At 65.7% G+C, this 12979-nt stretch carries 12 protein-coding genes; 2 read left to right on the top strand and 10 right to left on the bottom strand.

Annotation, left to right across the window (positions count from 1 at the left end; genetic code table 11):
* The 8 genes from ACXJ7R_RS12975 to ACXJ7R_RS12940 form a co-directional block, all read right to left on the bottom strand.
* A partial coding sequence (locus tag ACXJ7R_RS12975; protein ID WP_457152181.1) for a hypothetical protein occupies positions 1-1204 on the bottom strand: 1204 nt, incomplete at its 3' end.
* Positions 1204-1707 carry a hypothetical protein gene (locus tag ACXJ7R_RS12970; RefSeq protein ID WP_457152180.1) on the bottom strand — a complete coding sequence of 168 codons (504 nt, stop codon included), beginning with the start codon at positions 1705-1707 and terminating at the stop codon, positions 1204-1206. The genes ACXJ7R_RS12970 and ACXJ7R_RS12975, both read right to left, overlap by 1 nt.
* 3 nt (positions 1708-1710) lie before the next feature.
* A complete protein-coding gene (locus tag ACXJ7R_RS12965; RefSeq protein WP_457152179.1) occupies positions 1711-2418 on the bottom strand; it encodes a hypothetical protein in 708 nt (235 codons plus the stop codon).
* A gap of 263 nt (positions 2419-2681) precedes the next feature.
* Positions 2682-5141 carry a hypothetical protein gene (locus ACXJ7R_RS12960; RefSeq protein WP_457152178.1) on the bottom strand — a complete coding sequence of 820 codons (2460 nt, stop codon included), beginning with the start codon at positions 5139-5141 and terminating at the stop codon, positions 2682-2684.
* Positions 5141-5761, bottom strand: a complete 621-nt coding sequence (locus ACXJ7R_RS12955; RefSeq protein WP_457152177.1) for a hypothetical protein — start codon at positions 5759-5761, stop codon at positions 5141-5143. The genes ACXJ7R_RS12960 and ACXJ7R_RS12955 overlap by 1 nt, the downstream gene beginning before the upstream one ends.
* A gap of 544 nt (positions 5762-6305) precedes the next feature.
* Complete coding sequence (locus ACXJ7R_RS12950) at positions 6306-7295, bottom strand: Coat protein (RefSeq protein ID WP_457152176.1); 990 nt, start codon at positions 7293-7295, stop codon at positions 6306-6308.
* Positions 7296-7337: 42 nt separating this feature from the next.
* Complete coding sequence (locus ACXJ7R_RS12945; RefSeq protein ID WP_457152175.1) at positions 7338-8249, bottom strand: hypothetical protein; 912 nt, start codon at positions 8247-8249, stop codon at positions 7338-7340.
* A gap of 260 nt (positions 8250-8509) precedes the next feature.
* Complete coding sequence (locus ACXJ7R_RS12940) at positions 8510-9082, bottom strand: hypothetical protein (protein WP_457152174.1); 573 nt, start codon at positions 9080-9082, stop codon at positions 8510-8512.
* Between the two features lie 313 nt (positions 9083-9395).
* Here ACXJ7R_RS12940 and ACXJ7R_RS12935 point away from each other — a divergent pair, with 313 nt between their 5' ends.
* The gene (locus ACXJ7R_RS12935; RefSeq protein ID WP_095091384.1) at positions 9396-9716 is read left to right on the top strand and encodes a YMGG-like glycine zipper-containing protein; all 321 of its coding nucleotides are present in this window, start codon (positions 9396-9398) and stop codon (positions 9714-9716) included.
* Positions 9717-9872: 156 nt separating this feature from the next.
* On the opposite strand, the gene ACXJ7R_RS12930 is transcribed toward ACXJ7R_RS12935, so the two are convergent.
* Positions 9873-10196, bottom strand: coding sequence for a Bbp19 family protein (locus tag ACXJ7R_RS12930; RefSeq protein ID WP_457152173.1), 324 nt, complete (start codon positions 10194-10196; stop codon positions 9873-9875).
* Entirely contained in the window at positions 10193-11980 is a 1788-nt protein-coding gene (locus ACXJ7R_RS12925; RefSeq protein WP_457152172.1) for a portal protein, read from the bottom strand. Before ACXJ7R_RS12925 ends, ACXJ7R_RS12930 begins: the two co-directional genes overlap by 4 nt.
* Before the next feature lie 283 nt (positions 11981-12263).
* Here ACXJ7R_RS12925 and ACXJ7R_RS12920 point away from each other — a divergent pair, with 283 nt between their 5' ends.
* Positions 12264-12881, top strand: coding sequence for a class I SAM-dependent methyltransferase (locus ACXJ7R_RS12920; RefSeq protein ID WP_457152171.1), 618 nt, complete (start codon positions 12264-12266; stop codon positions 12879-12881).
* Positions 12882-12979 lie beyond the last annotated feature (98 nt).

Here is a 12979-nt window from a genome sequence, read left to right as displayed (position 1 = left end):
CGACAGGGTCGTCGCGCCTGGCGCCCAGCACCAATTGCGCCGCGCCAGCCTTAATCTCGTATTGCTCGCGCTGTTCCGGCGAGCCATCAGGACCTGGCTCAAAATCCCGAAGCTCGGCATGGATCGCCTGGTTTGGCKCACGGCGCATTTTGAAGAATGCTTCGGCGAGGCCGGTCGTTAGATTGAAGATTTGGAAACGGGCCGCGCCCTCGCCTGCGCCGTAGATGTTGACGAAATCCTGTGCGGTTGGTTTCTCCTCGGGATATTGACCCGTGCTGGCGATGACCGCCGGCGCATTCTGCTCTGCGAGTTGCACCTTGGCGCGGGCATCGACCAACTGCGCGGCGGTCGCCGTGTTGGCCTGATCGAGTAGCGCGGCAACATCGCCTGGCGCCAAATGGGTAATGGCGTCGAGCGATACGGCGGCTGTCTGGCCATCCGGCGGTGTCGAGCTGGTTGCACCAACGGCCTCGGCGCTGTCGTCCTTGGTCCGGCCTCCAGCCTGCGCCGTGCCTAGCATCTCGGCAGCGCGCTTCGGATCCTGCGCGATCATCGCATGGACCAACGCCTTGGCCGTGTTGCCGCGCCAGGTGGCCTCCGCCGCCTGCCTGATGAGCGGGTTGCCGATCTTGGCGATCAGGTCGAAGCCGCTCTGCCGGATCGCTTCGAAACTTCCGATGTCGTTCGGATTGCTCTTTGCGATCGCGCTGGTCGAGATGTTGTCGACCTCGGTCAACTCGGCCAGCTCATAATCATCACGCCGCCCTTGCTGCCTTGCGGCCATGCGCAGCGAGCCGGGCGCGCGCATCGCCTCCTTCTGGCTGGCGAAAGCGGCGCGCTGGCTTTCGGGCATGGTCGGCAAGGCATCGTCGAACAGCGTGTCGAACAGGCCTGGTTTGACCACGCGGCCGGTGCGCGGATCGACCTGGCCGTACATGGCGTCATGCAGGCCTGCGCCATCGGCCGGCGCATTGGCCGTCACCTCGTCTTCCGCCTGCGCGATGCGGCCGTTGAAGCGGCGGCGCGCGATCTCGGCGTCGAACGCGTCCTGCCGCTCCTTCATCTGCCGGTAGCGCTCGGCGACGGCGGAAAGCTCGTCGCCAAAACCCTGCATCGCCCGGCCGACCTGCGAGCCGTTTGGGTATTGCACCGCATTGCCGGTCTCGAGCCGGCGCTGGGCTATTTGGAGAGGAATGGTCGCCATCAGTAGAGACCCCCGGTGGAAAAGCCGCCCGGTGGCGGCGGGAAGGCGCCCTTGCCGAAGGTCACCGCCCTGGTCGGGTCGTAGAGGCCGGAGAGGCTCGATCCGAGGCTGCGGCCCGCGTTGAAGATCGACGCCGCCACCGCCTGCTTGCCGGAAAAGCGCGAAATGGCCGCCTGCGTACCGAGATTGTTCTGGCGCAGCAGCGAGCTGTACTGGATCGCCTTGAGGTCGAGCTGGCCCTGCCCGGCGTTGGCCGCCAGCACCTCGGCCGGCGAGCCGGCCGTGCCGACGCCGGAAGCGCCGGCCAGGGCCCGCGCCTGCGCCTGCAGGAGATCCTGCTTGTGGCGCTCCTGGCCCTGTTCGAAGGCGGCGCTTTGCGCGTCGGCCCGCGCCTGCTGCTCGTAGGCCCTGGCTTGGGCGTCGGCCATCTGCTTCGACTGCCGGCCCTCGGCCAGCGCGCCGCCGACCGAAAGAGCGGTGCCGAGAAGAGCGAGTGTGCACATGGTTCAGCCTCGTTCGCCCAAGGGTTTGGTTGCGGGAAGGAATTGGCTTTTGACGCCACCGGGACGCCTGACGTCGGGGGGCCTGACTTCGGGACGCTTGACCGGCGCGCCGAGCGCCGGGCGCGGGTCGAGCGCGCCGCCGGGGCTGAGGAAGGTCAGCAGGAGCCTGTCGGCCTGCAGCGCCGGCCGGCTGAGCCGGGCGGGCACAGCGGCACGCGGCCCGGCCATCGCAGTGCGGCGGGTGGTGGTCAGGTTCACCTTCAAATCGGCGACGCCGGCGGCGTCGAACAGCCCGTTGGCGGTGGCGATGGCGCGGGCCAGCGCATCGGCCTCGAACAATTGCTGGCGCAGCTCTTCGACCAGCCGGTGGACGCAGCACCAGCGCTCGCCGAGCAGGGCCGCCCTCGCCTTGATCTCGTCGCCGAGCGCTGCGATTTCGGCGCGGGCTTCGCTCTGCGCGACCTCCGCGCCGCGCTTGCCGGCGGCGTCGATGGTCTTTTCCAAAAGCGCGATTGCCGCGTTGCAGCCGTCGATCGCGGCACGCGCGGCGGCAAGGTCGCCATCGCCGAACACCGCGCGGTCCTCGGCTTGCGCCAGCTCGGCTCTGCGGCGACGCGCGTCGTTGAGGTCGGTGTCAAGCAAGGCGATGACGGCAGCGAATTCGGCAGCCGTCCGCGCCCTGCCGAGTTGCTCGGCATGGGGGGATGTCATTGGTTGGGGGTCCTTTTGGGGGAGTGAGGGGGCGATCCGCGAAGCGGAAAGGATCAACGCCGACGGGACAGCACCCCCGTCTGGCCTGCCGGCCATCTCCCCCGCAAGGAGGGAGATTGGCAGTTCAGACGTTGCCGCTGCGCCTACAACGTTGGCGATTGGCGAAGGCAGGGGTGCCGTCTGATCTCCCCCCTTGCGGGGGAGATGGCCGGCAGGCCAGAGGGGGGTGAGCGGGAATGCAACCTTCGGCTTGCGCCTCGCCGCTAAGGCTCCGCGTCGAACACCGGCGTGAAGGCGCGGATGGTGCAGGGCGTCGGGTTGACGTGGCGGATCCTCACCCTTCCCTGCCCTTCCCAGCTGTCGTCGATCGGCACCTCGACATTGCCGGTGAACAGCGTTGCCCCGCCATCCGGCGCGACGATCGAGGGCATGCGCACCGGCTCCCAGCGGCCGCGCATGAGCGATTGCACTTCGAGCCCGGTGGTGTCGGTCTCGAGCAGCGACAGGATCGCTTTCGCCACCTTCTTGCGGCGGCCGATGATGGAGCCGTCGCGGCCGCCGACATCGAGCTCCAGCGTGTCGGCGCCCGCCGCATAAGGCAGGCCGAGCTGCCATTTGGCCGATGCAGCCGACCCCGCCGGCAAGGTCACGGTGCCACCGCTGCTGACCGTCAGGCCGCGATAGACCTTTGCGCCGGCCAGTACATCGACGGACTGGCCGGCGAGATGTAGCGCGCCGCCCACCGTGGTCACCGCCGCGCCGGAATAGGTCAGGCCGCAATCGACCTCGAAGGCGTCGCCGATCGCGCCATATTCGAAGGGCGCGGTCTTGATCTCGATGAAGCGCCTGGTGGCGCCGCCAATGGTGCGCTTGACGACCAGCCAGAGATCGTCGTTGCCGTTCTGGCCCGGCGTCACCACGGCACTTTCGACAACCGCCCGTCCCAATCCGCCGAAGTCGCCGCCCAGGCGATGCCGGTGCATGCCTCGGACTTCCTGCGATGGCTGATGGGTATAACCGCCAAGCTCGCCATTGCCGAGCGGGAACCACAGCAGGGGATCAGGGTCGGTCTGGAAGGCCAGTTCTACCACGCCAAGCTTCGGGATATGCTCGGAAATCTGGCCGACATCATCGGAGGTGAAACGGCTCTGCGCGGTCTGCGTCAGCTCGGCGATCGATTTGCGCGAGCGTGTGACATAGAGGAACGACTGGCCCGCATCGACCGGACGGATGCGGGCGCAGCCGAAGGTGCGCGAACGCCGGTTCTTGAACGAGGTCGGCGTCAGCGCCTCGTCGATGCCCGAGCCCGACAGGGCCCGCACGCCGCCCGACGTGCCGATCAGCAGCGCGCCGTCGGATTCGGCGATCCAGACGATGTCGTTGGCCTGGCCGCCGCCGGCCTGCACGAACTCCAGCGCGTCGTCGTCCTTCTCGCCCAGCGCGAAATTGTCGAAATCGCCGGTGGCCGAGGCATAGACCGAGAATTTCCGGCTGAACGCCAGGCGTTCCTCATAGAGCGAGCCCGACTGGACATACTTGCCGGGAACGAAGGTACCGAGCCGCCAGCGGGTGATCGGGCCGAGGTCAGGCAGAGCGAAGCCATAAAGCTGGATGGTGACCACGGTGGTGCTGGTGCGGGCGATGATCTTGGCCCAACGCCAGCGCCCGTCCGAGCCGAACAGGCGGACAGCGCGGCCGACATCGCTGGCCTGGAACCCGGTGCCGCCATTGACGCCGACGGTGGAGGAGGCCGTCAGGTTGAACGGCGTCTGGCTGGCGGCGGCGCGATTGAAGGTCAGTTCGGCGAAGTCGACATCGGTGGCGCCGTCGATCGCCTTCCAGGTGAAGCGATGGTATTCAAATCCGGTCTTGTTGACGAACTCGTAGAAGCGGGTTTCGCCGGCGTTCCAGGCGATCTCGCTGGTCCGGGTGTCGAGCGCCACCCAAGTCGTGCCGTTGTTCGACCCTTCGAGCACCCAATTCGTCGGCGTCCTGTCCTGGGTGCCGCCCGAGCGTGCGGTCAGCGTGTAGTTTTCGACGATGACCTGCGCGCCGCCGGCCGTGCGGTAGGTGACGGAACCGGTATCACCGACAGTGCCAACGTGGCTGACGCTGTCCTTGTCGAACACTTTCCACGCGTCCACGGACCCGCCAAAGCCCGACACCGTGCCGCTTGGCGCGACGTTGGATGTCATCGGCGGCGTCAGCGAACCGTAGTCGGACGGGACCAGCGCCGTCGCCGTGGCATTGATCGGGTCATAGGGACCGTCGAGGAACTGGTAGTCGCTCAGGGCCCATGCGGTCTGCGCGGTGCGCGTCAGCACCTTGGTCGGATAGGTCTCATGGGTGATCCACATCTGGTCCGCGGATTGCACGAACTGGAGGTTGAACAGGTCGGCCTCGAGATACGGCGTCACCACCTCGACCGTGCCGACGCGGGCGCCATAGGCGTACACGCGGATGTAGAGGTCGCCGAATTCAAGCGCGTAGGCCTGGTTGGCCGAAAAGATAAAGGGGATCAGCCGCGTCTTCTTCGTCGAAATCTTCACCTCGCCGGCAAAGTAGGTGCCGCCACGCTTGCGGATGCCGCCATGCGGCAGCGTGACGAAGTTCTCGCATTTGGCCAGTGCCGCCCGATAGAAATCGAGCGACGCGCGCGCATGCAGGCGCGGCGAGATCTCGCCGCGGGTGAAGACGTCCTGGACCGGATAGAGCGTCGTCATCAGCGCAAGATCCTGCTGTCGCCGGGCGCGACCCGGTTGTCGCCGCGCTGGTACGCCCAGGACGCGGTGTAGGAGCGGCCGCCGCGCTGGATGGCGCTGGCGTTGAGCGCGGCGTCAAGCGCCCGGTCGTAGGCCGAGCGGGCAATGTCGATCATGCCCGACTTGTGGGTCAGCGGATGCGCCACCTTGATGGCAAGTGCCGCCACCAGCACTTCGGTGAACAGCGCGTCCCAGTCGTTCGGATCGGTGAGGTTGGCGACATAGCGGATCGCCAGCGGCCCGGGCTGGTCGCTGTAGATGAGGTCAGCCTCCTGCCGCCACGAGATTGGCACGCCATCCGGTTCGCCATTGCGGGTCGGCGGCAGCGGCCGCAGGCAGTCGGCCGGCAACTCGTAGGCGAAGTTCAAGCTGGACGCGTCGCCGCCGGTGTCCGAGCCCGCGACCGTGGCGCGCAGGATCGCGAACACCCAGGCATATTTGGTCAGCTCCGCCTCCCGTGTCAGGTCGAAATGCAGGTTGATGAGGCGTGCAGCCTTGACGTCCTGGTCGAGACTGTCGATCGGCGCCTCGTCGAGCACGGCAAGCGCCATGTTGGCGATATCGAGTGGGGTGATGGCCATGGGGTCAGCGCCTCCGTGAAGGATGTTGATCGGGATAGTTCGGGCATGAAAAAAGCCGCTGCGAAGCGGCTTGGGATTTTGTGTCGATGAGAGTTTGGAGCTGGCGGGCTACAGCCTGTCAGATTAGCCACCTGTGCCAAATCGGGCTGGAGAACAACGCCAAGACTACGAGAGCACACCATACCAGCTGCAAGCCGAACAAGAGCAAACACCACCAGGCGAAACGATCGCCCCGGTCGGCCTGTCGCTTGAGAGCGCCATACTTTGCCCAACTCGAGATTGAATAGAGCATCGAGTACAGGGAATTGCCCCTTGGAGGGTCAACCTCGATTTCCTCTCCGAGAAGATGGCCTCCGTACAATTGAAACGGCGCGGACAGGACAAGGCCTATGATGATGGCAGGAAGGAACCAGTTCAAATTAATGTTCTCGCACCGCAGTAGACCGCCATTCTAGCTGCCCTCGGCAAGGAAACAGTTACGTCACCCATGACAATTCGACTATTCGTGCAGGGAGCGGGAGCTCGTCGCCCCCGCCCCTCTTGATCAGGCCTCGGTCGTCTTCAGCGCGATGAACGTCATCGCCTTGACGCTCGACGCGGTGCGGTCCCAGTTGGCCGCCAGCGCGAGTTCCGCATCGGTGGCGAACTCGCCGGCCGAGGCGGCGTCGAGGAAGCGGGTGCCGGGAACATGTGGCACGAAATGCCGGCGGCCGACCATTTCGGTGACGCCGCCGCCATGGCCTTGGCGCGGCTTGCGGTCGAACTCCAGCGGCCCGCCTTCGGTGTTGACCGGCAGCTCGTTCCACAGGATCGCCTTGTCCTTGAACATGAACGCGGTGTAGACGCCCGCCACCACGGGAATGTCGTCGTCGACGACGGCGCGCAGCCCCATGTAGTAGGGGATCAGCGGCCCGCCCTGCTGCGACGACGGCACATAGTCGATGAGGTCGGCGAGCTTCAGCGCCTTCATCTGCTTGGAGTGCATCCAGAGCGTCTTGAACTTGTCCGCGCGGTCGCCCATCAGATAGGCGGCCTCGATGATGTCGGTGTCGACAATGGAGGCGCCGGTGGTGCGCACCAGATCGCTGCCGTCATTGGCGATGTTGTCGGCGACGACGCCTTTCAGGATGCCGAGCAAGGTCAGCTTGTTGGCGCGCTGCCAGTACTCGGTCTGCCGCTTGACGATCAGCTTCTGCGGATCGTCACCCGCCAGGATCGAGGTCAGGTCCGGAACGCCCCACGCCTGGGCACGGACATTGCGGGCGGCGACCTCGCGACGCGAACCGATCTTCTTCATCTCGATCGAATCGGCCGGATCGTCATTGACCGGCTCGGACGGGTCGTTGCCGAGATCCTTCCAGCCGGGCATGTCGACCGAGCGGCCGCCCATCGACAGTTTCGAGGCGATGGCCGGGTCGGAAAACAGGATTCCGGCCTGGTAGATTTCGAGCGACTGGACATGTTCCTCGAACGCATATTGCGCATAGACGGACGGAACGATCGCGTCCGCGATACGGGTGTAGRCATCTGCCATTTTTCTCTTCCTTTTGCGTTGGTTAGCGGTGATCTCTCAAAGTCAGCGAGGATTATTCGGCATCCACCGATCCGGGTTCTCACCGGCTTCGCGGGCCAGCCTCCGGGCACGGGCGGGGTCGCTTTTGACGAGGGCTGAAATCGCCGAAATGTTGCGTTCGCCGGCGGCGTTGCGCTTGAACGGATTGCCTCCGCTGAAAGCAGCACCGCCGTCGATCGTGTCTTCCGTGAACATCGCCTCGCCGATGGCGTGGAACGCCTTGGCGATCTGCGGATCGGTCAAGGCCCCGTCAGGCAGAAGGATGCCCTTCGCCTTGTAGGCGTCGACCAGGCCGAGCTTCTTCATGGCCCGGTTGGCGACCTCGAGCTTCCGGCGAAAGCCGTCGCTGTCGGTCGGCCCCCAATCCCTGACAAGGTCGTCATGGGTGGCCTCGACCGAGCGGGCGAGCGCGATCTCCTGTGCTTTTGCCTGCTCGGCCATGTAACCGACGAACTTGTCGTGATAGGCCTGCGCGGTCTTCGGCGAGGCACCGGCTTCGACCGCCCAGGCCTTGGACGCCTGGGCGAGTTCGTCCGAATAGGCGAAGTTTTCCGGCAACCCTTCCGGGCGTCGGTACTCGACCTTTTCGGACGAGGTGACCGGACGCATCGCCTCGGGCAGCCGGGCATGAAACCGGTCCCAGTCTTCCCGGGATGCGTCGGGCTGGGGAATGCGCAGGCTCTCACCCTGCTGCCGCTCCAGCTCCGCATAGGATGTGAAAACCCGATCGAGGCTTTCAGGCTTGGTCCAACCCTTGGTTTCAGCGAGCTTGCGGTTGCCTTCGGAAAGACCGTCAAACCAACTTTGGACGACAGGCGCGGCGGACCCGTTGTCCGCACCAGCCGGTGATCGTACCGGGTTGCCCGCCGGCTGCGCACGCGCCGCCACGGACCCGGCGTCTGCCAGATCTGTCATGTGATGTTCCTTTGTGAGGGGTTAGAAAAGAGCCGGCGGCAAAGCTGCCAATCTCCCTCCACGAGAGGGGAGATCGGCCGTCATCGCCGCTTACGTCAATCGCCCATGTTTTGGCTCAGGGCGTGTCGAGATTCCGGTCAGGCCGAGCCGAAAATGGTGGGCTTCGAGAACCGGAGCGGAGCGTACGTTTGGGTACGTGAGCACCGGAAGCGCAGAAGACCGCCGTTTGTAGGCCGGCCTCGCCGGAATATCGGCATGCCCTAGGCGTTATCCCCCCAGTTCTCCCACAGCACCGTAATCGTCCCGGTCACCGCGATCGTCCCATCGGCATCGATATCGGTGCCGGTGGGCAAGGCGAAGTTGAGATAGAGATCGACCGGCGTGATGGTGCCATCCAGCGTCGCGGCGACGGCGATGTCGGCGGTCGAGGCGGTGGAGAGTGCCGCACCGGCGCCGTCGAGCGTGCGAGCGGTGGCGGCGAGCACATTGACCATGGTCGAGGCCAGTGTCGCGCTCGATGCCGGCGCCGAGCCGAGCGACCAGGTGAGTGCTGCATTGTCGTTGACGGTCGCCGCGCGCGCCGTCAGCACGGCGAACTGCAATCTTGCCGTGCCACCCGTGATGCGCACCTTGCCGTCGGCGAAGTCGAAGATCTTCTGGCTGGCATAGGCCAGCGCGTCGGTGACCGGCACCGGCATGGCACTGAACGAAAAGACGGTGCGGAAAGCGCCGCCCTGCCCCGATGTGACGGCCTTCAGGCCGGCTTTCGGCGGGGCAAGGCCGGCCTCGCGGGCGGCGGCGCGGACAAGTGTGCGGGGAAGACCTCGGGTCATTGGTATGTCTCCATTGTTTGAGTGAGGAGTGGTGCGCGCAGCGCATGGGAAGCCAATTGCTTGGCTTTCCAAACGACGAACGCCCGGAGCGATAGCGAAGGGCCGGGCGCAGCCAGGCCGAACCGGCAAAGGCTGAATCATTCTGACAAGGATCGGCGCTACCGCCTTGTTCGCATGAGGTGTTTTCGGGCCTCGATCCATCAACGCCCGAGAAACCCTGTCTTATATCGTGAGGCCCGGTGCCCCCGTTCCGCCGCAATGCGGCGGCACGTGGCGAGCCATAGGGATTTCAGGCATTCAAGGGAGACTTCATATGAACTTTCACAAAGCCATCGCCGCCGTGCTGATGACTGCAGCACTTGCAGGCTGCGCACAGACCGAAGGCCAGCAGAGAGCCGGAACCGGCGCGCTGATCGGCGGCGCCGGCGGCGCCCTCGTCGGCCAGGCCATTGGCGGCAACACCAAGAGCACGGTCATCGGCGCGGCCAGCGGCGCCCTGCTCGGCGCGGTCGTCGGCTCGGCCACCACCCCGCAACCGCAACGCCGCGGCGAACAGATGTGCCGCTACCAGGACCGCGACGGCCGCATCTACACCGCCCCCTGCGACGACCGGTATTATAACGGCGACTATTGATCGTTAGCCCCTTCTCCCCGTTCAACGGGGAGAAGGTCCCGGCAGGGGGGTCCGAAGGACGGGCAGCGCCATGTTGCGAAATGCTGGCACCGCCCCTCACCTGCCTGCCGGCATCCTCTCCCCGTGAACGGGGAGAGGGACGCAGCTTGAGCGTCCCTACCTCTCCTCCAACCTTGCCGCCTTCTCCAGCGCCACCAGCTGCGCCTCGTCCAGCGTCAGAAATCCCATGATGTGCTGCACCACCTCGGCGCGTGCATTGCTGAGCGCGCTGTGCAGTTCGAAGCCGTTGGGCGTACGGGTCCGCGCCATCCATTCGCCATAGGACGGGCGCCTGTAGTAGCCGACCGTCGCCGCGAGGTCGGCCAGCACCATCTCGCCGTCGGCGCCGGAAAACACCCTGAGATACGCCTTGGCCAGCGCCTCACGGGCCTTGGTTGGGCCGCCGGCCTGCGCGGAATGGGCGAAGCGTTTGTGGCTCATGCGCCGCCACCCGCCGCGTCCGGACCAGCCGCCGCGCCCGATGTTCCTTGTACGCCTTCACCAGCCGACCCGGCCTGGCCCTGCAGCATGCCTTGCAACCCGTCGAGCAGCCCGCTGTCGCGCGCCTGCACGGCCGCCGGCACGGCATCCTTGGCCGCCTTCCCGGCTGTGGCGATCGCCGCCATGCCGGCCTGGGCCTGGCTTGCCTTGGCGCGGGCATCGCGCAGGCTGTCGACCTCTTGCCTGCGGCGGAAAATGCGCTGCGGGCTGCGGCCGGCGCCCTGCACGATCTTGATCGCCTCGTCGCTGTCGATGTTGTCCATCACGCCGGGATCGAACTGCGCCATCTGCATGGCCGTCGTCACCACCTGGATGGTGTCGCGCGCCTCGGCCGAGCGACGCAGCACGTCGAGCGGGCCGGTAAAGGTCGGCCGCACCGCCTTGCCGGCGAGGCTCGCCGGCGGCAGGAAGCGGCTGTCTTCGTCATAAAGCCCCTTGTCCTCGAGAATGCCGAGCTCGCGGTCGAGATTGGTGGCAAAGCCGGCCTGGATGATCGAGCCGGAGGGCCCGAGCAGCGCGCCCTTTTCTTCTTGCCTGATCAGCGCTTCGGTGGCCGTCATCTGCGGGTTCTGCACCAGTGTCTGGAACAGGTTGACGAACATCATGTCGCGGATCTCGTCGGCGCGGCTCTGCGCATAGTTGAAGGCATAGGTCGGGTTCTGCCCGGTCGAGATCGGCGCGATCAGCGGCCGGCCATTGTCGTCGATCAGGCCGGGATAGTTCTCGCCGGGATTGAGCACCGGCACATAGTCGAGCCGGGCTTTCGAGGCGGTTGCCGGATCGGTGATCTGCTGCAGCGCGCGCAAGCCCGACCGGCGCACGGCGTTTTCCTCACGCACGGTCGTCAGCGCCTCGATGGTCGGCGAGACGCCGTACGGATCGCCCTCGTAGCGGCGCCAGTTGAACGTCGACACCGGGAAGGTGCGGAAGCTGCTTTCCCGCACGATCTCCTCCTCGTCCTCGATGACATGGTAGGAGGCAAACGCCGTGTCGAGATACTGGGTGTGGCCGCCGAGCCGATACATCTTGCGCTCGTCGCGCGGCTGGATGCACTGGACCAGCGAGATCTTGGTCTCGCATTTGGCCGGATCGTCGACCAGCATTTTGATGCGCGCGGGCAGCTTTTCATAGCCGAGCAGCTGCGCCGCCTGCCGCGCAGTGCGCTCGTAGCGGCGGTGAAAGATGTCGACCTGGCCCCAGCGGTTGCGCGAGAGATAGCCCTCGACTACGGGGATCGAGGCATAGCGGATCAGCGTCGAGCCAAACCCTTCCTCCGCATAGAGATAGGCCGGGCCATAGCGCACGACATTGCGCAGGCAGGCCTGTGTCGCCGGCACGAAGTTCGAATTGGCCGAGTAGCGCAACGAGAACAGGAAATCGCGCAGGGATTCCGCCCATTCCATTTCCTCGTCGGTCTCCTCGTCGTTCATTTCGGCGGTCGACAGGCCGTGCCATTTTTCCGACTGCGGAATGATCAGGCTTTCGAGGCCTGCAGCGAGCCGGTTGGCGGCCGAGTTGATGGTGTTGGCGTAGACCCGCGCGCCCCGCCGCTCCTGCCGCTCGGCCTGCGAATCCGCCCCACCGCCACGGCGGCCGCCCCATATGTCGGGCGCATCGGGATCGCAGAACTCAGCCACCTGCTCCCACACCGCCTCATACTGGCTGCGCTCGCTCTCGAGCTCGGACTGGCGGGACAGGATATCGCGGGCACGGGAATCGGTCATGGGATGTCTCACTTGTTTGGCGCAAAGGCCGAAGCTGCCAATCTCCCCCTCGWGGGGGAGATGTCCGGCAGGACAGAGGGGGGCGCTGTCCCGCCGACCTGCAATCATTTTGGTGTTTTGCTTTTAGGAAATCGCAAAGGCTGGCGTTCCTTCACACCCCCCCTCTGCCCTGCCGGGCATCTCCCCCTCGAGGGGGGAGATTGGCAGCTTCGGCACCATGTCATTCTTTTGCGCGGTTCTCAGTCTAAGATTCTTCTCGCGGCGGGTTTTGGAGGAGGTCGATGTGACGACGACAAGCCTTGCCGGCACCCTGAAAAACCGCGGCAAACAGGTGGCCAAACGCCTGCTTGGCTATGATTCCCGCAACTGGCTGCGCATCCGCCAGATCGAGGCGTTCACCGTCTTCCTCGAAGCCGGAAACCGCAAAGCCGCCGACGTGATCGAGATCTCGCCCGGCTGGAACCGCACCTGGCGGGCGATGTGTCCCAACTACCGCTGCGTCGATTTCCCCGCCTTCGACATCTGCAAGGACCGCACCGACGAGCAATATTCGATCGTCATCGCCGACCAGGTGCTGGAACATGTGCGGCGGCCGCTGGCGGCGGTGCAGAACATCCACGCCATGACCCGGTCCGGAGGCTGGGCGATGGTGGCGACACCCTTCCTGTTCCGCGTCCACGCCAGGCCGCACGACTACAACCGGTGGACCCCCGCCGGCCTCAAGCAATTGATGGTCGAAGGAGGTTTTTCCGAAGCCAGCGTCAAGGTCCACGGCTGGGGCAACAAGGCCTGCGCCAGGGCCCACATCGGCGGCCCCGTCCGCGCCTACGGCCTGTGGCGCGATCTCAGCAACGACGAGGAATACCCGCTGATGGTCTGGGCCTTCGCGAAGAAGGGGTGAGCTATAAGCATCGAGGGGCGCGACAGCTCTCGACGGACAGCAGCGGCGAAGCTGCCAATCTCCCCCCTTTGCGGGGGAGATGTCCGGCAGGACAGAGG

The organism is Mesorhizobium sp. P5_C1, from assembly GCF_054049815.1.
Note: the sequence above shows the minus strand (reverse complement) of the source record. Positions and strands in the feature narration are given on the sequence as shown.

Coding starts and splice junctions, on each gene's coding strand:
- ACXJ7R_RS12970 (WP_457152180.1), bottom strand. CDS start 1,707: ATGTGCACACTCGCTCTTCTCGGCACCGCTCTTTCGGTCGGCGGCGCG.
- ACXJ7R_RS12965 (WP_457152179.1), bottom strand. CDS start 2,418: ATGACATCCCCCCATGCCGAGCAACTCGGCAGGGCGCGGACGGCTGCC.
- ACXJ7R_RS12960 (WP_457152178.1), bottom strand. CDS start 5,141: ATGACGACGCTCTATCCGGTCCAGGACGTCTTCACCCGCGGCGAGATC.
- ACXJ7R_RS12955 (WP_457152177.1), bottom strand. CDS start 5,761: ATGGCCATCACCCCACTCGATATCGCCAACATGGCGCTTGCCGTGCTC.
- ACXJ7R_RS12945 (WP_457152175.1), bottom strand. CDS start 8,249: ATGACAGATCTGGCAGACGCCGGGTCCGTGGCGGCGCGTGCGCAGCCG.
- ACXJ7R_RS12940 (WP_457152174.1), bottom strand. CDS start 9,082: ATGACCCGAGGTCTTCCCCGCACACTTGTCCGCGCCGCCGCCCGCGAG.
- ACXJ7R_RS12935 (WP_095091384.1), top strand. CDS start 9,396: ATGAACTTTCACAAAGCCATCGCCGCCGTGCTGATGACTGCAGCACTT.
- ACXJ7R_RS12930 (WP_457152173.1), bottom strand. CDS start 10,196: ATGAGCCACAAACGCTTCGCCCATTCCGCGCAGGCCGGCGGCCCAACC.
- ACXJ7R_RS12925 (WP_457152172.1), bottom strand. CDS start 11,980: ATGACCGATTCCCGTGCCCGCGATATCCTGTCCCGCCAGTCCGAGCTC.